Source organism: Mucilaginibacter dorajii, from assembly GCF_024808255.1.
GTDB lineage: Bacteria > Bacteroidota > Bacteroidia > Sphingobacteriales > Sphingobacteriaceae > Mucilaginibacter > Mucilaginibacter dorajii.
In genome coordinates, this window is record NZ_JANTYS010000019.1 from 95,867 (window position 1) to 117,167 (window position 21,301).

Consider the following 21,301-nt stretch of genomic DNA (forward strand, 5'->3'; position numbering starts at 1 on the left):
GCCTTTTATTTTTTATCACCGTTGGTTTATATCTCTACGTCGCCATCAAAAACCTGCACTGCAGGGCCTTCTAAAAATATATTGGTAAACACTTTGCCATCGTAATCAAAACGGATATTGAGGTTACCGCCTAATACTTTTATCGGTGTATCTATGTGACCGGTTTGCTGGTTATGGCTGGCCATGGCTAAGGCTACAGCGGTAACACCTGTACCGCAGGCGAAGGTTTCATCCTCAACACCACGCTCAAACGTGCGTACAAAATATCCCTTATCCATCGGTTCAACAAAGTTTACGTTGATGCCCTTTTCGCGGTAGGTAGCGTTGTTGCGGATGGCCTTGCCTTCATGGAATACATCACGGCTCTCCAGGTCGTCAACTAATTTCACGTAATGCGGAGATCCCGTATTGAGTACGTAAGCGCCCAGGTCGGTATTTAGCTCATCAACATCTATCATTTGCAGGCTCACCCAATCGCCTTCGGCAGAAATTTTGGCACTATGTGGCCCGTCAACCGCCAAAAATTCAGTTTCGGCACCTATCACCCCTAAAAATTTGGCAAAGGCTACAATGCAGCGCCCCCCGTTACCACACATGCTGCTGGGCTGGCCATCGGCATTGTAATAAACCATTTCAAAATCAAACCCCTCTTTGCTTTGCAAAAACATTGCACCGTCGCCACCGATCCCAAAACGACGGTCGCACAGGCGCTCAATCAGCTTAGGATTGTTATGATCAACAATGTTTTCGCGGTTATCAACCAATATAAAATCGTTGCCGGCACCCTGGTATTTATAAAATCGTATCTTCACAATAATGTAATTTAGTTAGCCCCCTCTAAATCTCCTCCCTGTAGGGGAGACTTCATTTGCTTCTAAATTCCGAAATCGAACATCTCAAATCCGAAATTTAAATTCAGTAAAATCATTTTAACAAAATTTAACACAATCGATGATAACTTATCGTTGATTATGTAGTCTATATGGTATTAAATTTGATTTGTTAATTATAAACAAAATAAAGAAAGGCAAATATAAAGATGAAAAAGATTGGTTTAACATTATTAACCGCTTTTGTTGGAGGAGCCATGGCTTTAGGCGCATACAAGGTTATCGAGAATAAATACTCGGATAATCTGAGCTTCGAAGACAAACAAAAAGTTTATTTTACCAGTAACCCTTCGGCCCCGGTAGTATCGTCGACCGGAGCACTTGATTTTACAGAGGCCGCGGCGGCTGTTACGCCGGCGGTAGTTTACATCCGCACCACTTACAGCAGTCAGGGCAGCAGCAGCAGCCAGGACCAGCTGCAGCAAATGTTTGGCGATATGTTTGGTCAGCGTATGCGCCCGCAAGGGCCGCAAATGGCATCGGGATCTGGCGTTATTATTTCAAACGACGGCTACATTGTTACCAATAACCACGTAGTTGAAAAAGCCGACAAGATTACCGTGGCTACCAATGATCACCGCACCTTTGAGGCTAAAGTGATTGGTACCGATCCGAACACCGACCTGGCCCTGATCAAGATCAGCGCTACCGATCTGCCAATTGTAAAATTAGGCAACTCTGACGATGCCCGTGTTGGCGAGTGGGTGTTAGCCGTGGGTAACCCTTTTAACCTTACCTCAACTGTTACAGCAGGCATCATCAGCGCCAAAGGCCGCAACATTGGCATCATTGGCAGCGAAGACAACCAGGACGAGAGTAACCCGTTTGGCCGTACCCGCAATCAGCAGGCCGCACCAAAATTGAACAAGGCTATTGAGTCGTTCATTCAAACAGATGCCGCCATTAACCCTGGCAATAGCGGTGGCGCCCTGGTAAATACCAAAGGCGAACTGATAGGCATTAATGCGGCGATAGCTTCTCACACCGGCTCCTATGAAGGCTATGGCTTTGCCATTCCGGTTAACCTGGCCAAAAAAGTATTGAACGATATTAAAAAATACGGTGCCGTAAAACGTGGCTACGTGGGCGTAAGCTTTACCGAGCTTAACCCGGATGTGGCGCAAAAATTAGGCGTTAACCAAACAACCGGCCTATACGTTAATGAGCTGGTTGACGGCGGTGGTGCACAGGCCGCGGGCCTTCAAAAAGGCGATATCATTGAAAAGGTAGAAGGCGTACAGGTTTACGAATCATCTGACCTGCAGGAGCATGTTGGCCGCTTGCAGCCAGGCGATAAAATAAACCTTACCGTACTGCGCGATGGCAAAGAAAAAGCCTTTGCGGTAACCCTCAAAGCTGATGCAACCCCACCTGCTAACCGTACCGCGGCGGTATCAAAATCGGCCGAGGAATTGTTTAACAAAATGGGCGCAAGTTTCCAGCCATTAACCCAGGCACAAAAAGCCAAATATCACGTAAACTCGGGCGTATTGGTAACCCAGGTGCGTGAAGGCCGTGTGTTTGATAGCTTTGGAATTCCGGTTGGATCTATCATCACCAGCATCAATAAATCGCCAATTAACAGTGTTGCAGATATTGATAAAGTGATCACCAACCTGCGTAATGGCAACCTGGTTATATCTGGCTATTACCCGGATGGCACAAACTTTAACAACATGTTCCAGGTACAGTAAACCCTGATATGCAGATGTGCAGATTTCAGATGTGCAGATGATGTTTAACATAAAAGCCCGGCTGACGCCGGGCTTTTATGTTTTTATGTTTTGATTTTCAATGTAGAGACGCAATATTTTGCGTCTCCAACTGTACAGGGCGAATTTGCCGGGGCGATTTGCGTGTTGGATTTGCACGCGGGAGACGCAACATATTGCGTCTCTACATTTTTTTATTTTGTTCCAAAATCATAAAACTTCCACTGTGTGGTAAAATCGCGGGTAAGGGCTTGGTTGGTGAGAGTTGCGCGCACCATTTCTATCGGCATGGCGTTTTCCTTCATTATAGCATCATGAAATTGTTTATAGGTCATTTTACCGCCATCAACTAATTCACGTTTCAGGCTCATCAACTGCAAACCACCGGTTAAATATGCAACCTGGTACAGCGGACTGTAATCGCCCTTAAACGACCGGCGCACTTCGCCCTCGGCATTGGCGCGCTCGTGGCCCACACGGTCGACCAGGAAATCGATACATTGCTGCGGTGTCCAGTTGCCTAAGTGATAGTTGAGCGAGAAAATGATACGGGCGCAGCGGTGCATGCGCCAAAACATCATCCCTATGCGTTCCTCTGGCGTTTTGGCAAAGCCTTGATCGTACAGTAACAACTCCCAGTATAACGACCATCCTTCAATCCAAAACGGCGTACTGAACATATCACGGTAAGGCTTGTACCTACTGTTCATAAAGTATTGCAGGTTATGGCCGGGCAATAGTTCATGCTGCACTGTACCGCGCGAAAAATAAGGATTATTACCTCGCATGCTCATGAGCTTATCGGCCTCGTTCATGGTGTTGGTGGGGTAACTGATAATGATCTCCGATCCGCCTAAAAAGAAGGGGTTAACCAGCTGGCGTTCGGGCGTCATCATGGTCATACCCCAGGTTTCTTCGGCAAGCGGCGGTATGGTGATCAGGTCGCGCGCCTTGATGAACGATAGGGCGTCGTTGTATAATTTGAGGATGGCCTCTGGCTGATGACCGGCGGGCACATAGCTGTTCTTTACTTTTTCAAGCGCCTTGTGCCAATCGTTACCAAAACCCATTTCATTGCTGGCTTTCAGCATTTCCTTATCGCAAAAAGCAAATTCTTTATTGGCTAACGCGATGAGTTCCTGTGGCGAGTAAGGAATCATTTCGGCTTTAAGCTGGCGCACTAATTCGTCGTTACCAATGGGCACACCTTTAATGCCACTGCTATCGGGCTTTTGTGTGGTGCTTATTTTGCCCTTGCTCATCAGCTGATCGGCATACATATTCAATGCAGAATCGAGGTTTTTGTAGGGCTTAGGCATCCACCAGGTAAAATTAGGATCGTAGCCCATGTAAAAATCATAGAAGCTTTTAAGGCGGCGGCTTAAGCCCCGCGCCGCGGCTTTGCCTTTGCGGGCCAATGGCATATCTAATGATTTAACGGCGGCAAAAGCCGTTTGGGCGGATTTAACTTCTTTTAAAATATTGTTAAGCTGTAGTGCCGCTTCCTGCCCATCAACATAAATACCACGACGGCGCTTTTTTTCCAGCTGGTAAATTTCATCAGCAAAGGGAATGTAGCCGGCTATTTTGCTGTATTCGCTGGCATCAAGGTTGATGGCACCCAGGTCATAAACTATCTGTTTTTTTAGCAGCGTATAATCTACCTTACCGTAGATGCTCATGCCGTCAAAATCGGTTTGTTTGAGCTTTTCCAGGTAATCGTTGGCTATTTCGGTGAGGCGCTTGCTTTCTTCTGGCGATACCTGTACCGATTGATCGGTATAACCGTCAATGGCGGTATAGGGCGAATAAAAATCGCGGATGGCGTTCACGTCCCGCCCGTACTGGATCACCAGGCCCGACACCTCGCTGGCCTGCTCATACAGGGCCGACTTTTGTTGCGCAGTTTGGGCCGAGATTTGATATGGGATCAATAATGCCAGCCCTGCGGCGATGGTGAAAACCAGGGGCTTTAGAAAGCTTTTTAAATGGCGATGTGGTATTTTTAGATACATGCGATATGGGTTGAAATACAATTAAAAACACGGCATATTACCGCATCTCAATATAAGTATTATCCATCTGCAAGCCTAAACCCGCGATTAGCCAATTATGGGCGAATTTTATCTTAAAGCGGGCGAAAATACCAGGTATTAGGCCGAGTTTTTTCAGCGGGTGTTCCATCGGAACGTGTGGAACGCCTGGAACACCCCGAACGCCTTCATCGCTGATAACCAGGACATTAAGATTATTTAAAAACCAACACGATGGAACACTTTAATATCTGCGTATCAGGCATTTAGCGTAAAACCGGCATAATTTAGCTCAAATTCGCGCAATTACTGACAAAATAGTGTCACCACCGTTAATCAGGCCCTGTCACCAATATTAAGCTAAGTCATAACCATTATATTAATATTGTTTATAATATTTGTGTATGAATCAACCCGAACCTGAAAGCCTGCTCATCAATGAATCTTTTGACCGCGAAATTCTAAAGCCCGCCTATCCTGATGGCAAATCCATAATCAGGTTGTTTTTTGTGCTGCTTTTTTATTCTATCCTCGGATCAATAGTATTACTTGTTTTACTGTCTATAGCGAAGGGATTAGAGTGGAGGCCGCCATTGCTAAAACCCTTTGTTAATTTGTTGGGATACATTTTTAGTTTGTTATTCACCATAAGATATGCCATTAAAAAAGCAAAAAACAGGAGGGCAACTCTTTCAGCCTTAGTTTTAATAAAATCTCTGGTTGGCTTTTCCCGGTAATCATCATCACCACATTGGGATTAGTAGTTGGGATAGAACGCATTTCAGACATATTACCTATGCCGCCTTCGGTACAAAAGTTTTTTGAAGACATTTTTACTAAGGATGTTTTTTCCATTATCAGTGTGGTTATTGCCGCTCCCATTATGGAAGAGCTCCTTTGTCGTGGAATTGTTTTAGGTGGCCTGTTAAAAAACTATCCTCCGTATAAAGCCATCCTGATCTCGGCCCTTTTCTTCGCGCTCATCCACCTTAATCCATGGCAGGCATTACCCGCCTTTTTTTCAGGCTTGTTTTTGGGCTGGATATTTTATAAAACAAAATCGGTGATACCGGGAATGATCATTCATGCTACCAATAATGGCCTCGTGATGCTATTTGTGTTTTTACCAAAAAACAAGCAGGATCTTTTAAACCTGTTGGGAATGCCCTATTACATTGTGCTATGCGTTTTGGCCGCAATTGTATTTGTGGGTGGATGCTTTATAATTGATAGAAAGACCGCTCCTGTCAGGGTAAATCAATAGAAACGAGGTCGGCATAGCGTTTGCCTTTCTAATTGACCACAAGGCAGAACCTTGCGGTAGCGACTAATCAACCTATTCCCCATCAACAAAAACCTTTTTAACAGCATCCAAATATCCATACCCAAACACGTTATCCGGTTCCAGGTAACTGGTTTCTGTCCACTCGTTCCAGCTGTTAATGGTGATAAGAGGGGCTTGTTTGGGGTGGGCATCGGCAAAGCCTTTGGCCATGCGTAACGCTTTTTCAAAGTTGGCAGGCGTATTGTTTTTCACCACGGCGCTTTGCCCGGTGCGGGGGCTGTTATCCCAGCCTACGCTGATGTGCGGGTAATAGGTAAGCTCAAAAGTAGTATCTATCCTGGCCCATTCTTTTTTAACACCATCAAGGATATGCATATAATCGTCATCAACATTTACAAAATGGGCAAACTGGTAATGGGTTGCGCTGGTAAAGCCCAGCTTTTTCACAAAAGCATTTTCGGGATTTTTTGTCTTGCCGCCGTCAAAACCGCTGTAATTTACGTTGATAGACCACATGGTTAATTGCAATTCCAACCCGGGAAAACCTGCCTTCTTCGTTTCGTTTTTAAACCAGGTGAGCGCGTCGGCAGCCTGTTCCACACCGCCAAGCCCGGTAATAAGCTGCGGCAGATCGTAGATCATAAATACCGGTTTGCCATCAATTTTATAGTATTGGGGAAGCTTAAAGTATTTTTCGATGTTGCGTTTACAGATCTTTTCAAACTCGGCCCGGCTTACCTTGCCTGTCCAGATCACATTATCTTCGTGGTATTTGTTCAGGCGGGTATCCCAGGTATTTACCACGTCGTGGTTGGCCCACATCAGGTAAAACTTCATCTGGTTAACATTATCAGCCTTTAAAAATCCGCTATCTAAAGTGGTTTCCATAAACGGGCGGCCATCGTACCAGTACCAGTCAAAAATAAACACGTTTACGCCGTGTTTAGTGGCCTGGTTTATCTCCATCGACATTACGGATGGATCGGCCTCATTAACCGTTCCCCAGGCGGGTTGCCTGTTCCAGTAATGACCCGGAAACCTTTGTTGCATATTAGTAACCGTTTCCCACTCGCCAATACCCTGCGGCCAAAACGGCCGAAGGCGTGGATCGCCGGTGGCATAAGCGGGGTACAAAAAAGCGGCCACATCATAATGCTGTTTGGGCTGCGTTTTTTTTACCTGGCCTATAACAACGTTTGTACAAAATATGGCAACAATAGCCAGCGCTAATTTTAACTTGTTTTTAGGTATCATGGCGGGAGCGGTTTAACTTTCAAACCTACTTTATTTACGCAATCAACTGTCCTATACCATCATGTAAAAAATGGCGCTAATTGCACGTTATTCAACTACCTTTTGGATTAATAAACTAAGCCGTTAATATAATCAGAGCATTCCCTTTGGGCCGCGCTATCCGCTCATACGCCACGGGCCTTATGCGCGGGGCCGGTATCCGCTACTATCGCTAATGCGGTTAATTTAGGATAACAAGCGACATTTATTTTATTACCTTTTGATTATCTCGCTTTTCGTTAATATTTACAGGCCGAATTATAACAAAAGCTTAACTTTAAAGCGCCGAACACGTTTTTTTTGATTGCAAAAACAGAATGAAAAGAATACAAAATGCTTTTTGGATAACCTTAGGAATAGCAATAATAGGATGCCTTGTTTATAAGATAGCTAAAAACTCATTTACAGAACATTTTCTCGGCGATACCCCTCAACATATTAAGGCAATAATCATTGATGAAAAAAACTTTATGGGCAATCAACCGGTCAACCCAAAGTTCTCTTACTCATATCAATTCGTAATTAAGGGTCAAAAATATATCGGAAATGCTCATGATACTACACTGAAAATTGGAGATAGTGTTGAAGTTGAGTACAATAAAGACCATCCGGGCATAAATAAGCCGCTGCATCCAAAAGAATAGTCCAACCGAAAGGGGCAATCCCCCTACTTAATCAACCCCGGATAATATTTAGCAATCATATCCCTTTCATCGTTCCCCAATTGGCTCAATAAAATGGGCGCATCCTGCGGGCGTAAGCCTTTTTGATTAATGCGGTTCATGAGGCTCCAGTCTTTCACCGGTTTTTGTGGCGATGGATCGGCAGGTTCCTGAGCCGGGAGGTCATACCGGGTAAAATCAACTACCATTTCGGGCGTGTTACGGTGCCAGTTCCTGAGCGTAGCCAGGCGAAACTCCTTGTTCATATACCATTTGATCTCTTCATTACCCCATGAATTGCCAATGCCCAGGCCCTTTTCTTCAAAGCGGTAATTCCATTGACTGTTATCACGGTAATGCCCGCGCCAAATCTCGCCGTACTCGCCAAAGGTTACAAATTTTACATCGGGCCAGCGTTGTACGGTAGCGCCTATCCATTTATCCAATGCGCGGTAGGCCAGGGTATCGTCCCAGTTCTTGCGTTCGGCTATCTTTACTAATGCCGCTTCCCATATATTGGGGATCCAGCCAAAACCATTCAACTCAAAACCTTTATCAAAATGGATAGATTGGGTGTGCATTACGGAGTGGTGACCAATATCCAGTCCCCAATCGCCATAAGTTTCTATCGGCCCCACGCCGCGACGGCTTGCTGCACCATTAAATGGGGTAGTACCCCATACGTTACCGCTTTGCAGGGCGCATAAAAAATCCACACTCCAGCCATCCAGGTTTACGCAATCAATAAAATCGCTTTTGCCTTGCGCGGGTTTGCAAAAATGTTGTTTGGATGGATAAAAAGGGTAGGAGGGCGAGCCATCCGCCCCGCCGCCATCGGTTTCATGCTGGCTCCAGATCACGGCATGCGCCACATGGATATCTTCCTTTTCGGCCAGGTAAGCCAGGTTATCGGCAGATAAAAAGCCCCCCATAATACCTTTGGGGCGATAACCATTGCCAACCATGGCGGTAATACGCTGCAGGGCTTCGGTCATTTCCTGGTTTATCCTTTTCCTGGGCAGGTACATGGCCGGGAAATAACCGGGGAAATAAGAAACCTCATCGCCATATTTAAGCTGGCAATCGGCTACATACTTGCGGATATCCACATAATTCTGGCGTTTATCTTCCAGTGCATTCAGCGTAAAACCCCAGGTTAGCCGGCCACCGGGCGCGTTTTTGGCAAAGGTTTCCCTTAAGCGCTGCGCTACCTCCAAGGTATGTGCAAAAGCTTCGTCGCGGTTAATCAGCTTCACATCCCGCGATACCTCCCATGGCGAAGTACGGATCATAATACAAAAAGTAACAAACCGGTTGCCCATTAAAGGGGTTAGTTGATTGCCGCCAAAAATATTCAGCGCATCGGCCTTGCCGGTTAGGGGATTAGCCAGTACCGCGGCACCGCCCAATAAAGCGTTTTTACAAAAAGCCCGTCGTTTCATTTTTTGAAATTGTTGATTCAAATGTAAACATCGGCCCGGTTACTCCCGCAAGGCTGTTTACATCATATTTGTTACCGTATAACAGTTACATGCCCCGATAGTGCAGGCTGGTTTTTATCCAGCTGTATAATGTAATAATAAACCGCTTCAGGAACCCTGGTACCGTTGTAAGTACCGTCCCAGGGTTTTGCGTACCCCGCCGAATGGTAAAGTTGCTGACCATAGCGGTTATATATACTTACCGTGTTATTTGGATAGTAGGCTAATGACGCAATAGCCCACACATCATTGGTGCCATCGCCATTTGGCGTAAATGCGTTGGGAATATTAACCGATGGAGGTAAAGGGTTTATGGTTAATACACCATCAACATAACTGATAATATAATTTGGTGATGCAGCTCCACTTGCCATTATTGGATACAGCCCCGCTGCCGACAATGTATTTGCCGTAGTACTTACTATGGGTTTAATTACTAACTGCGCCACGCTCTCGTTGTTTACAAAGCCTGCATATGTTACCGTTAAGGTTGGGTTGGCAGTCCCCGCAACCTTGGTTTTATTGTTGGCGATGATGGTTAAAGGAGTGGCTATTACTGTACTGGCAGGCATAGCTTCATTGGCGTTTGCCGTGCCACTGGTTAATGAAATATTACCGCTATAAGTGCCAACCGGCGTTGTGGCAGCCAACCTGATGTAAACCGTAGTGGCGGCAACATCGCCGGCCTGCCCTATAATAACGCTTGTGCCGAAGGTAGAATTGTTGGTGCCTACTTCAAAACCAGGTGGCGGCGTTATCAAAATACCGCCAGATAAGCCGGTACCCGAAACGTTAAAACTTGTAGATACAGACGGTGTGCCATAAATGGTATTCAGGGCGTTCAATGTACCAGATACGATAATACCTGTTGGCGGGGTTACCGTGATGCTGCCTGTTTTGTAAGTGATCAAATAATTGCCCGGATCAAATGTTCCGCCGCCGGCCAACGATGGGGTTATGGTACCCGGGTAAAACCCTAAAGCATCGTTAACGCCCGAGCCAGTGCCGTAAGCTACCGCAACACTGCCAATATTTTCCTGGTTTTGTAACCCGTTTGATGTAAACGCTACAGATGCGGTAAGCCCGGTAAGCGCTGTACCATAGGGCTTACTTACATCTGTAGCGGTAATGGTTAACGGCGCTGGGGTAATACTCAAAGCGCCCGGAATATAGGTTATGGTATAGTTACCGGGCAAAAAGCCATTTGCCCCTGTGGGTACTGTAGGCATAATGGTTTCATATATACCTACATGATCTGTTGCCTGGGTGCCGCCATCAAAAAACAGGTTAACTGTGGTAATGGTATTGCCATTTTTTAAACCATTGCCCAAAACGGTGAATGCCGCAGATGTTATGTTGCTATTTAATACCATTCCGTAAACTTTACTGGCATTATTAGCCAGAATGGTTAATGGCGCAGGGGTTACCATACTGTTGGGCATTTGCACGTTTGTGGCAGGCGCGCCAGCACTGCTTAGTACAATATTACCGGCATAACCGCCTGCATTGGTGGTTGATTTTAGCCGGATATAAACCGGTGCCGCGTTCAGGCTACCCGCCGCGCCTACCGTAACAGTACTGGTAAACGTTATATTATCGGTACTTAATTCAAACCCGGCGGGTGGGGTAACTAAAATACCTGCCGATAAATTGGTACCCGAAACCGTAAAGCTGGTTGATGCCGATGGCGTACCATAAGTGGTGTTAAGTGCTTGCAGGGGCACGGTAGCTGTAATGTTTGCGGTAGGGTTAACCGTTATGGTAAAAGTTACAGGCGTTGAGCAAATGTTACTTCCATTTGAAATAAAATTACCAAGTGATGTTGGGTAATTCCCTATCCCGGCCTGTATAGTAGTTGAAACGGTATTGGTAGCCGTGCTGATAACCGTAACATCGCTTGACACTTGATTAACTACATAAACAAACTTACCATCCGGGGTTACACTTATTCCAAAGGGGTTTAACCCCACGCCAACGGTGGCTATTACGGCATTGCTTGCCGCGTCAATTACCGCAACGGAATTGGCCCCGGCAACGGCAACATAAACCCGGCTACCATCGGGGCTTACGGTAACTCCCTCCGGGTTAGCCCCAACGGGTATTGTAGCGATAACCGCGTTTGTAACTGTGTTTATTACCGATACGCTGTTTGAGTTGATATTTGTTACATACACCCGGCTACCATCCGGACTAATGGCTATATTCCATGGGCGCAATCCAACCTTAATGGTGGTGATGGGCGCCCCCGTTGTGGCATTAAATACAGAAACATAGCCAGTTTGCTGACTGGTAACATATAAACGGCTTCCATCCGGGCTGATGGCCAACCCTTCTGCTCCCCATGCGGTGGACATATTAATGGTATTGATGAGCGTATTTGTAGCTGTATTATATACCCCAATCCTATCCCCCAAAGTTTGGGCAGAATATAGCTTGCTGCCATCGGGGCTTAAAACTAAACCCTGCCCCCCAATGTAAAAGCTTGTTATTACCGTGTTAGTTGCTGTATTTATTACCAAAGCATCCTGGTCTGCCTCGCTAACGTAAAGCCGGCTCCCATCCGCGCTTATCGCAACGTAAAAAGGATCGCTGCGTAAGGTTGTTGGTATAGTGCTTATAATTTTATTAGTTACCGTATTAACAACAGAAACACTACTGGCCCAATAATTAGTGATATAGGCAAGCGGTGGCTGCAATGGCGTAACCGTAATAGTGGCCGTAATAGGACTACCAGTGGTATTTATGGCCTTAAATGCGGCGATATCACCTGTTCCCGTTGCCGCAAGTCCAATGCCAGGCGTGTTGTTTACCCAGCTAAAGGTGCTGCCGTTACCCGTAAATTTTATTGCTTTGGTTATTTCGCCATTGGCTAATGATTGGCTGGCCACCGTATTCACCATAAGCGCGTTGTTTACAACACCGGTTACTGCTATATTTCGGTCTGGCACCCCTGCGGTGCTAATTATAACATTGCCTGCTATATTTCCCGCTGCAGCCTGTGCAGATGCCCGCACGTAAATCACCGTGTTATTTACTACCCCGCCGGTTTGTTTTAGCGCAACAGTATTGCTGTAGCCACTGCCGGGAACTACAGACACCTCAAAATCTGTAGGCGCTGTTACAGTAATATCGGCAGATACGCCGCTGCCCGATACCGGGAATTGCGCGATATTCGCAACGGGCGATGGCGTACCTTTACAGGTTGCAATATGGCCGCTAACCACATCTGTAATAACAATGGGAATAGGATCAACAGTAATACTGAAGCTTACAGGCTGCCCGTTGCAAACCAGGTTAGGTGTTATAAAATTCCCTATCGAAACCGGGTACTGCCCAACAGTGATTGTGCCAATTACAGCGTTATTGGCCGTATTGATTACCGAAACCGCATTTCCCCTATCGGTAACATATAGCCGGCTGCCATCCTGATTGATGGAAATACCCTGAGGGTTTGTAGGGATGGATATGCTGGTTGTTACCGCGTTAATAGCGGTATTAATCACAAAAACCTGTCCGCCGGTAGGGTCTGTTACGTAAACCCTGGTGCCATCGGGGCTAAAAACAATCCCCGCCGGGGTGCCGCTAAGCGGAATGGTTGTTGTCACCTGGTTATTGGTAGTACTAACTACTGATACCCCGGCCGACGACTGGTTAGTAACATAAACAAATTTACCATCGGGGCTTACCGCCGAAGTTAAGGGATTGGTGCCAACTGTAATAGTTTTTACCAACGTACCGGTTATAGGCTCCATTACAGAGATTGTGTTGGCCGTGCCATTTGTAACATAAATGAGCGTACCATCAACACTTACCGATATCCCGGTGGGATGACTACCATCAGGGAATGTTGTAGATACAGCATTGGCTATAACATCTATCACCGATATTTCATCCTGACTTACTACATATACTTTTCTGCCATTGGGGCTTATCGCTACGCCGTTGGGCGAAGCAGCCACGCCTATGGTAGATATTACCTCGTTAGTTGCCGTATTAATGATAGAAACACTGGCCGATCCATTATTTACCACGTAAGCCCGGCTACCATCGGGACTAACCACTACAGCAATAGGCGCTATACCTACCGGAATGGTTGTTAATAAAGCGTTGGTAGCCGTACTGATAACAGAAACCGTATTTGAACTTAAATTAGCGATATACCCAAACCCCGAGGATACCGGCGACGCAGTGATGGTAGCCGTAATTGGCGTAGTACCAGGATCGATACCTGTAAACGACGGAATATTGCCCGAACCGCTGGCTGCCAGGCCAATACCGGGAGTGTTATTAGTCCAGGTGTAAACACAGCCGCCTGCCGGGAAATTAACGGCAGTGGTAGGGTCTCCGCTTTTAATATGCTGATTGGTTTGCGCACCAGCCCGGGTTAATAAACAGGAAAGAAATGCCGTAATGGCTATAAAAAGTAAACATTTCTTCATTCGCACGGTGCTGTATCCACTAATGTATTCAACGGTTTAGATATAATATTAATTAACCTCAAATATATTTTATTCAGTTGAATTGGTTATTCATTTTTATATAAATTAGTATTCTTAGCTGCTTACGTTATTTTAATCTTTTCCACTTTGAAAAAATCACTACTCGTCGCCGCCCTCATGTTTTGCTTATTGGCAAACACATTCGCACAGCAAAAAAACCAATATGTTAAAATAGAAACGCCACAGGGCTGGTGCGTGGTAAAATTGTATAACCAAACGCCGGTACACCGCGATAACTTTATCAAGCTGGTTAAAAGTCATTACTTCGATGCCACTACTTTTAACCGCATCCTCAAAAACTTTGTGATACAGGGCGGTGATCAAGATTCCCTATATGAAAAGGGACATGTGTTAAAACCAGAAATGTATTGGATAGCTCCCGAATTTGCCGCCGGATTATATCACCGCCGGGGCGCGGTGGCCATGGGCCGCGATGGCAATGCAGCCCAATCATCCTTTACCACCCAATTTTACATTGTAGATGGTAAAACCTATACCAACGAACAATTAGACGCGATAGAAATAAAATATAAAACTCATTTTACCGATGAGCAGCGCAACGTGTACCGTACCATTGGCGGCACGCCTTTCCTCGATCAGCATTATACCGTATTTGGTGAGATTGTTAAAGGGATTGAGCTGATTGACCGGATCACCGCTGTAAAGGTTGATAAAGCAGGTAATCCTGATAAGGCGGTGTGGATGAAGCTGACCCTGCTGACGGATAAACAAGCCGACAAGATTTTAAAGTAAAGCTCTCGGGGTTAATGTAATGATTTACACAAAACGAATGTTTTGCCCCTTCTATTTGTCATCAGCAAGCGCCAAATTCTATCAGCCTCCAAAATACTCTGCCGAATTATTTTCTGTTTCGTGTAACCTAACCGAGTGCAGAAAAACGCCTTCGTTGTTTTCTATTGGTGCCTTTAATTGGTTAAATATGCCAATGCACAGCAACTCGGTAGTTGCCATTTTGCCTTGCATAAAATCAACATCAAGGTTCAGGTTCTGATGATCAAGCTTTTCAATTACATGCTCGTGTATGATCTTTTTAAGCAATTTCAAGTCTATAAGGTAACCGGTTGCATAACTCACTTCGCCCTTAACCGTTACAAACAGGTTGTAGTTGTGGCCATGCCAGTTGGGGTTGGCACATTTGCCAAATACAGCCTGGTTTTGCTCCGCGCTCCACTCTTCCCGGTACATCCGGTGCGCGGCATTAAAATGTTCCCTGCGGGTAACGTGTACTATCATTGGTTGCCTTCCTGTTTAAAAGCTACTGTGTCTACACATCTTTTAAAATCGTATCACTAAACAAAAACGTTGTCATTTCGAGCGAACCGATGGTGGATTGTGCGCCTAGGGTGAGGAGAAATCTTGTAAAAGCGAACATTCGACCATGCAGGGCGTATAAGATTTCTCCTCGCAACCCCGCTTTTACCTACCCATGCTCGTTCGAAATGACATTTTTCTTTGATAAAAGAGGCATGTACACACAGTAGCCTGTTTAAAAAGAAAAGCGGGCATTGCCCGCCGTTCCCGTTATTAAATTACACTTTCAATACTAATCTGTTCCCGGGCCTGTTTGGCGGCGGCTACCATGTTCTCCAGCGCGGCTTTCGTTTCGGGCCATTTGCGGGTTTTTAGTCCGCAATCGGGGTTTACCCATAGGTGGCGTGCCGGCAGTAAGTCGGCCGCTTTGGCCAAAAGGGAGGCCATCTCCTGGGTAGTGGGCACCCGTGGCGAATGGATATCATATACGCCGGGGCCAATCTCGTTTGGATATTCGAAATGAGCAAAGGCCTGCAGCAATTCCATTTGCGACCGCGATGTTTCAATAGTGATCACATCGGCATCCATTGCGGCAATGTGCTCAATGATATCATTAAACTCGCTGTAGCACATATGCGTGTGGATCTGCGTACGGTCCTCAACGCCGCTGGCGGTGATCCTAAACGCGTTAACCGCCCAATTGAGGTAATGCGCGCGTTTTGATTTACGCAAGGGCAAACCTTCACGAATAGCAGCCTCGTCAATTTGTACAATGCCTATGCCCGCTGCCTCCAATGCTAAAACTTCGTCATGAATGGCAAGGGCTATCTGGTTGGTGGTTACATCACGCGACTGATCATCGCGCACAAAAGACCATTGCAAAATAGTTACCGGGCCGGTTAGCATTCCTTTCATCGGCCTGTTGGTTTGCGCGGCGGCAAATGTGCTCCAACGTACGGTCATATCTTTGGGTCGGCTTACATCGCCATAAATAACCGGTGGTTTTACACAGCGGCTGCCATAGCTTTGTACCCAGCCGTTTTTGCTGAAAAGGAACCCATCCAATTGTTCGCCAAAATATTCCACCATATCGTTGCGCTCAAATTCGCCATGTACCAGTACATCCAACCCAATCTCCTCCTGCCAGCGGATGGCATCAATGGTAGCCTGTTCAATTTGCATTTCATATGCTTCAAGTGCCAGGTCGCCTTTTTTGAATTTAGCGCGCAACTGGCGGATATCATCTGTTTGCGGGAATGAGCCAATGGTAGTAGTAGGGAAGGAGGGCAGGTTAAAGCGCTCGCGCTGTATTTGCTGGCGAACCGGGAAAACGCTTGTACGGGTAGCATCTGCCTCGGTAATCGCCGCAACCCTATCTTTCACCACCTGTTTGTGTACTTTTTGTGATAATCGCCTGCTTTCAATCGCTTTTTTGTTGACTTCCAGCAAATCGCTGTTGCCATCGGCTATCTGCCTAATCTCGCTTATTTCAACCAGTTTTTGCCTGGCAAAGGCCATCCAGTTTTTTATTTCCGGGTCGATAGCCGTTTCCAGGTCCAGGTCTATCGGGCTATGCAGCAGCGAGCATGACGGCGCGATGATCACCCTATCAGCACCTAACTTTTCAATTGCTTTGTTAATCAGACCCAATGATTTTTGGTAATCGTTTTTCCAAACGTTACGGCCATCAACCACGCCCAGTGAAAGCTGCAGGCGTTCCGGAACCAGGGCCAGCACTTCGTCCAGTTGTTCGGGCGCACGCACCAGGTCAATATGCAGTGCGGTAACCGGCAGGTTAACCGCCAATTGCGTATTATCCAATAAAGCTTCAAAATAGGTAGCCACCAATAGCTTAACACCGCTTACCCTGTTGGCAATGCTGCGATAAGCAAAATCAAAGGCTTCTTTTTCTTTTTTAGATAGATCAAGCGCCAGGCAAGGCTCATCAAGCTGTACCCATTCGGCACCAAGCTGTTTCAGGCGGTTAATGATCTCTACATAAACCGGCACCAGTTTTTTGATCAGGTCTACGCGGTCAAAACCGGCTTCCTTTTCTTTACCCAGCAACAGGTAACTCACCGGCCCAACCAATACGGGTTTAGCTTTGTTCCCAAGCTGTTGTTTGGCGCTGTTGTATTCGCCAAAAACATTTTCATGAAAAATACGAAACTCCTGGTTGGCGGTAAATTCAGGTACTATATAGTGGTAGTTGGTATCCAACCATTTGGTCATTTCCATGGCGGTAATATCCAACCCATCTTTTTGATAACCGCGGGCCATGGCAAAATAAAGGTCGATCTCGCTATTGGTTTTCACCTCCGATAATATGGGTGAGTAACGCTGCGGGATAACACCCAGCATCAGGCTGGTGTCAAGCACCTGGTCGTAAAAGCTAAAATCATTACAGGGGATAAGATCGATGCCGGCATCCAGTTGGGTTTGCCAATTTTCTTCCTTAATCTTGCGGGCAACCTCTTTCAGTTCCCGCAAATCGGTTTTACCTGCCCAATATTGTTCGCAGGCTTTTTTTAGTTGTCGTTGGCTACCAATTCGCGGATAGCCCAGGTTTTGCGTCAGCATTTTTTTAATTGATTTAGTTATAAAAACAGATTAAAAGCGCTTTTTACAAACTTTACAACGCGTCGCGAAAAACAGGGCATACAATGACATCCGGGGCTGGCAGATTGCCGGCCGGTAAAAAAGACACCAGGTAAGACCGTTTGCTTTATTTCGCGAAAGCATTGTCCTTCCGAAACGGGCAGATATCCTGGCTTATAACATTTTAGCCATCCTTCCCAACCGCCGATTGGCGGTCAGTGGACATTACCGGCTAAAACCCTTTTTGTTATTTACAGTTGCGCGACAGCCCATGATTTGCACACGGTTCCCTTTTAATCTCCCCGCCGGCCGACGGGAAAAACCTGTTTCGGTAGATAAAGTAAAGAAAAGAACTATTGGTTATAACAAAGCCCCATTACAGGACTAAATTCCTGTCAAATCTATTAAGAAAGATTTAATCACTATCATTAACCCATTAATTAGGATTAATAATCTACATTTGATTATATAAAAGATTATTAAACCCTTCGCACAACGCAATCAACGGTATAAAAGAAAATTATTCTATGGAACAACCGGACGACACCGATCTGCACTTATTAAAGTTATTGGGCGAGGACTCCGAGGTAACCATTAAGGAGCTGGCAGCCAAAGTAAACTTATCGCCCACGCCGGTTTTTGAAAGGGTAAAAAAGCTGAAAGCCAATGGCTACATCAAAAAATACATAGCACTCATTGATGCCGAAAAGCTCAACTACGGTTTAATTGTTTTTTGCAACATTAAGCTAAAGCAGCACGATAAAAGCATAGGCCATGAGTTTGTAACCGACATTATGCGGCTAAAAGAAGTGGTTGAGTGCTACAATATCTCCGGCGATTTCGATTTTCTGCTCAAGGTTTACACCCGGGATATGAAACACTACCAGGATTTTGTGTTCAACAAACTGGGATCTGTAAAAAGCATTGGCAGCGCGCACAGTACCTTTGTAATGTGCGAGAACAAAAACTCCTACAATATTAATTTGTAGTACTGTAAAATAAGGAAGTTGAACTCACCAGCTATTTAGCCCTTTGCGTTACTTGCCGACAAGTATTTTCCTATAATAATACTGGTAACAAAAACCGTATAAAAATGCCCAAAAAGCCCTACAAACATTACAGCCCTCCTGGCAACAAGCGATAGCGGGACTATATCGCCATAACCGATAGTAAGTATGGTAGTAAAGCTAAAATAATTGAGGTTGTTGAGAATTTCATTTTTTTGCCCCGCATTGGTAAACGAATGCGGAAGCTTAATCTCAATTTGGTAAAATATAAAAGTGCCCATCAAACATAACAGCACAAACCCGCAAAGCGAAGCAGCAAGCAATTCCCGGCTTACCGTTTTAGCGTACAGTACCTCTTTATAAACCTCTTTAGAAATCACCACAAAAAAAATAATATATACTATACCGTGCCAGCTTCTTAAATCAAGGTAAAACAGTTCTTTGGCAAAAACATCTAAGCCCGCATTAAATGTAATAACCAATAATATAAAAAAGCGAAGCCATTTTTTATAGAAGAACACAATGAGCCCGGTAAAAAAGTTCTGATAGATATCAAAAACACCGGCGGTATGTATGGTGATGAAAGTGTTGCCAAAAATGAGAATTAAAAAGCTTACCAGCAGCAATTCATATTTTTTACGGGCTATTAATTTTTCCAGTGTTTTTAACAGCGGATGGTATTCCATGCGTTATAGGGTATTAACTATTGCCTCAAAACTATACTACCCTAATTAAATATTACCAACTAATCGGCCAAACCCATAATTATGCAGACCAATGGGTTTATACTACCGATGTAGCTTTTTTAAATTCAGCTTCTGGCAAATGCTTTAATCGGCCAGGTGGGCCGCCCGCTGGCAAACACCCAACAGTTGTATTATGCTATGTATTTAAATTACATAAGCCATTAACTCCCGGTAAGCTACACAATACCTGTGCTAAAGGGGATAGCCGTTAGCGTTTTGCCTAAACAAGATTATTGCTACCCAATGTTCATCATAATTGTCATCTTCAGGCCATAAAGAGTTGTGAGATCGTTTGAAATTTTAAGAAATAAACTTTTTAGTATATTTTTGTTTCGAAAATTTAAATAACCATGCTTACTAAAGCAGAAAGAACAAAGCAATTCATCCTGGAAACAGCAGCCCCTATCTTTAATCAGAAAGGAATATCCGGTGCTAATATAGACGACGTGCTTGCTGCCACAAAATTGACTAAAGGATGCCTTTACGGTCATTTTGAAGGCAAGGAAGACCTCGCCTTACAGGTTGTTGATTTCATGCTGAATAACAACGGCGAAAAAATGCTGTTAACCATCAGCAAGGGTAAAACGGCGAAAGCTAAAGTATTCGCCTTCCTCGATTTTTACAAAGATCCTTTGAACACCTATCTTAAAGGCGGATGCCCTGTATTTAATATTGCTGTGGAATCTGATGATAACTTTCCAGCCATTAAAGAAAAGATAGCGGGAATCATTCGACATGGGCAGGAATTGTTTGTTAGTATTTTAAATCAGGGCATTGCCGGCGGTGAATTTTCTAACAAACTTGATCCGGCCGTTTATGCGTTCAAAGCGGTGGCTGCGGTTGAAGGAGCCGTTGTTATGTGCAGGTCGATGAATACTGCAAAACCGATGGCCGGTTTGCTCAGGGGCCTGAAAGCGGAATTAGAAAGTTATGCAATATAACTTTTTTTGATACAAAATATACTAAAAAGTCTAAAGTAAAAAAATCATGCAATTAAAAGGAAAAACGGTATTAGTCACAGGTGCCTCATCGGGCATCGGGCTGCTTGTGGCCAGCAAACTCCACGAAAATGGCTACCAGGTAATCGGCACAAGCCGGGATCCGGAAAAACACCAGGCAAAATTATCATTTAAGCTACTGCCATTGGATCTGAATGATGACCATTCCATAGCATCTTTTGGCAAGCAACTGTTCAGCCAGATCAAAACTTTAGATGTGCTGATCAACAATGCAGGCTTCTTAGTAAACGGACTTGCCGAGGAAACCCCTATTGCGTTAGGCAAGCAGCAGTTTGAGACCAACTTTTGGGGAACGATCAAATTAACCAACGAGTTGCTGCCCTACTTCAGGAAGCAAAAGCACGGAAAAATAATTACGCTTGGTTCCCTGCTGGGTTTAGTGAGTCTTCCAAATACTGCCTACTATTCGGCTTCCAAACATGCCCTCGAAGGCTATTTTAAGGCACTTCGGTTTGAATTGAACCAGTTTAACATCAAGGTGGTTATGGTTGAGCCGATGAGTTTTAAAACCAGTATCGGCGAAAGCGGAACTGTTGCAACAGGAAATAATATCTCAGACTATGATCAGTTCCGCCAAAAGGTCCTCGCGTATACCAAAGAGACATTTGATAAGGCACCCGAACCCACGCCGGTTATCGATACTTTATTGCGGGCAGTGAAGGAAAAAAATCCAACGTTTGGTTACCCTGTAGGAAAAGGGTCATCAATCGTACTCCTGCTTCAACATTTTGCCTATAAGTTTTTCGAGAAATCCATTCTGAAAACGATTAATGCTTCCAAATAGAAATAACAAAAGAATTATAT

Annotated in this window: 16 protein-coding genes and 1 riboswitch; of the genes, 7 read left to right on the forward strand and 9 right to left on the reverse strand. The window is 45.0% G+C overall.

Annotated features, from left to right (window positions below):
• Positions 1-26: 26 nt before the first annotated feature.
• The gene (dapF, locus tag FHS10_RS22010) at positions 27-812 is read right to left on the reverse strand and encodes a diaminopimelate epimerase (protein WP_259094932.1); all 786 of its coding nucleotides are present in this window, start codon (positions 810-812) and stop codon (positions 27-29) included.
• 227 nt (positions 813-1,039) lie between these two features.
• Here dapF and FHS10_RS22015 point away from each other — a divergent pair, with 227 nt between their 5' ends.
• A complete protein-coding gene (locus FHS10_RS22015) occupies positions 1,040-2,584 on the forward strand; it encodes a Do family serine endopeptidase (RefSeq protein ID WP_259094941.1) in 1,545 nt (514 codons plus the stop codon).
• 212 nt (positions 2,585-2,796) lie between these two features.
• Here the strand turns inward: FHS10_RS22015 and FHS10_RS22020 are convergent, their stop codons facing one another.
• Entirely contained in the window at positions 2,797-4,617 is a 1,821-nt protein-coding gene (locus tag FHS10_RS22020; RefSeq protein WP_259094949.1) for a DUF885 family protein, read from the reverse strand.
• A gap of 678 nt (positions 4,618-5,295) precedes the next feature.
• Positions 5,296-5,490, reverse strand: a complete 195-nt coding sequence (locus tag FHS10_RS22025; protein WP_259094952.1) for a hypothetical protein — start codon at positions 5,488-5,490, stop codon at positions 5,296-5,298.
• 28 nt (positions 5,491-5,518) lie between these two features.
• Here FHS10_RS22025 and FHS10_RS22030 point away from each other — a divergent pair, with 28 nt between their 5' ends.
• Positions 5,519-5,899, forward strand: a complete 381-nt coding sequence (locus tag FHS10_RS22030; protein WP_259094954.1) for a CPBP family intramembrane glutamic endopeptidase — start codon at positions 5,519-5,521, stop codon at positions 5,897-5,899.
• Between the two features lie 72 nt (positions 5,900-5,971).
• Here the strand turns inward: FHS10_RS22030 and FHS10_RS22035 are convergent, their stop codons facing one another.
• On the reverse strand, positions 5,972-7,174 hold the full coding sequence (locus FHS10_RS22035; RefSeq protein ID WP_259094957.1) for a glycosyltransferase WbsX family protein: 1,203 nt from the start codon (positions 7,172-7,174) through the stop codon (positions 5,972-5,974).
• 356 nt (positions 7,175-7,530) lie between these two features.
• On the opposite strand from FHS10_RS22035, the gene FHS10_RS22040 reads away from it, so the two are divergent.
• Positions 7,531-7,857, forward strand: a complete 327-nt coding sequence (locus FHS10_RS22040; protein ID WP_259094959.1) for a hypothetical protein — start codon at positions 7,531-7,533, stop codon at positions 7,855-7,857.
• A gap of 23 nt (positions 7,858-7,880) precedes the next feature.
• Here FHS10_RS22040 and FHS10_RS22045 read toward each other — a convergent pair whose 3' ends face one another.
• Both FHS10_RS22045 and FHS10_RS22050 read right to left on the reverse strand, forming a co-directional pair.
• Entirely contained in the window at positions 7,881-9,317 is a 1,437-nt protein-coding gene (locus FHS10_RS22045; RefSeq protein WP_259094961.1) for a DUF3863 domain-containing protein, read from the reverse strand.
• Positions 9,318-9,388: 71 nt separating this feature from the next.
• Positions 9,389-13,795, reverse strand: coding sequence for an MBG domain-containing protein (locus FHS10_RS22050; RefSeq protein WP_259094977.1), 4,407 nt, complete (start codon positions 13,793-13,795; stop codon positions 9,389-9,391).
• Positions 13,796-13,942: 147 nt separating this feature from the next.
• Here FHS10_RS22050 and FHS10_RS22055 point away from each other — a divergent pair, with 147 nt between their 5' ends.
• Positions 13,943-14,608: a peptidylprolyl isomerase gene (locus FHS10_RS22055; protein ID WP_259094979.1), complete on the forward strand. Its 666-nt coding sequence runs from the start codon at positions 13,943-13,945 to the stop codon at positions 14,606-14,608.
• A gap of 81 nt (positions 14,609-14,689) precedes the next feature.
• On the opposite strand, the gene FHS10_RS22060 is transcribed toward FHS10_RS22055, so the two are convergent.
• Together FHS10_RS22060 and metE are read right to left on the reverse strand one after the other, a co-directional pair.
• On the reverse strand, positions 14,690-15,106 hold the full coding sequence (locus FHS10_RS22060) for a 6-pyruvoyl trahydropterin synthase family protein (protein ID WP_259095051.1): 417 nt from the start codon (positions 15,104-15,106) through the stop codon (positions 14,690-14,692).
• Positions 15,107-15,400: 294 nt separating this feature from the next.
• Complete coding sequence (gene metE, locus FHS10_RS22065; protein ID WP_259094991.1) at positions 15,401-17,707, reverse strand: 5-methyltetrahydropteroyltriglutamate--homocysteine S-methyltransferase; 2,307 nt, start codon at positions 17,705-17,707, stop codon at positions 15,401-15,403.
• Between the two features lie 160 nt (positions 17,708-17,867).
• Positions 17,868-18,067, reverse strand: a riboswitch (cobalamin riboswitch).
• Between the two features lie 185 nt (positions 18,068-18,252).
• Between metE and FHS10_RS22070 the strand changes: the two genes are divergently transcribed.
• A complete protein-coding gene (locus FHS10_RS22070) occupies positions 18,253-18,714 on the forward strand; it encodes an Lrp/AsnC family transcriptional regulator (protein WP_259095000.1) in 462 nt (153 codons plus the stop codon).
• Between the two features lie 35 nt (positions 18,715-18,749).
• Here FHS10_RS22070 and FHS10_RS22075 read toward each other — a convergent pair whose 3' ends face one another.
• Entirely contained in the window at positions 18,750-19,418 is a 669-nt protein-coding gene (locus tag FHS10_RS22075; RefSeq protein ID WP_259095001.1) for a potassium channel family protein, read from the reverse strand.
• Between the two features lie 410 nt (positions 19,419-19,828).
• Between FHS10_RS22075 and FHS10_RS22080 the strand changes: the two genes are divergently transcribed.
• Both FHS10_RS22080 and FHS10_RS22085 read left to right on the forward strand, forming a co-directional pair.
• Entirely contained in the window at positions 19,829-20,419 is a 591-nt protein-coding gene (locus tag FHS10_RS22080) for a TetR/AcrR family transcriptional regulator (protein WP_259095004.1), read from the forward strand.
• 46 nt (positions 20,420-20,465) lie between these two features.
• Complete coding sequence (locus FHS10_RS22085; RefSeq protein WP_259095009.1) at positions 20,466-21,281, forward strand: SDR family NAD(P)-dependent oxidoreductase; 816 nt, start codon at positions 20,466-20,468, stop codon at positions 21,279-21,281.
• Positions 21,282-21,301: the final 20 nt, after the last annotated feature.

Coding starts and splice junctions, on each gene's coding strand:
- FHS10_RS22015 (WP_259094941.1), top strand. CDS start 1,040: ATGAAAAAGATTGGTTTAACATTATTAACCGCTTTTGTTGGAGGAGCC.
- FHS10_RS22020 (WP_259094949.1), bottom strand. CDS start 4,617: ATGTATCTAAAAATACCACATCGCCATTTAAAAAGCTTTCTAAAGCCC.
- FHS10_RS22025 (WP_259094952.1), bottom strand. CDS start 5,490: ATGGAAAAAACATCCTTAGTAAAAATGTCTTCAAAAAACTTTTGTACC.
- FHS10_RS22030 (WP_259094954.1), top strand. CDS start 5,519: ATGGAAGAGCTCCTTTGTCGTGGAATTGTTTTAGGTGGCCTGTTAAAA.
- FHS10_RS22035 (WP_259094957.1), bottom strand. CDS start 7,174: ATGATACCTAAAAACAAGTTAAAATTAGCGCTGGCTATTGTTGCCATA.
- FHS10_RS22040 (WP_259094959.1), top strand. CDS start 7,531: ATGAAAAGAATACAAAATGCTTTTTGGATAACCTTAGGAATAGCAATA.
- FHS10_RS22045 (WP_259094961.1), bottom strand. CDS start 9,317: ATGAAACGACGGGCTTTTTGTAAAAACGCTTTATTGGGCGGTGCCGCG.
- FHS10_RS22050 (WP_259094977.1), bottom strand. CDS start 13,795: ATGAAGAAATGTTTACTTTTTATAGCCATTACGGCATTTCTTTCCTGT.
- metE (WP_259094991.1), bottom strand. CDS start 17,707: ATGCTGACGCAAAACCTGGGCTATCCGCGAATTGGTAGCCAACGACAA.
- FHS10_RS22070 (WP_259095000.1), top strand. CDS start 18,253: ATGGAACAACCGGACGACACCGATCTGCACTTATTAAAGTTATTGGGC.
- FHS10_RS22075 (WP_259095001.1), bottom strand. CDS start 19,418: ATGGAATACCATCCGCTGTTAAAAACACTGGAAAAATTAATAGCCCGT.
- FHS10_RS22080 (WP_259095004.1), top strand. CDS start 19,829: ATGCTTACTAAAGCAGAAAGAACAAAGCAATTCATCCTGGAAACAGCA.
- FHS10_RS22085 (WP_259095009.1), top strand. CDS start 20,466: ATGCAATTAAAAGGAAAAACGGTATTAGTCACAGGTGCCTCATCGGGC.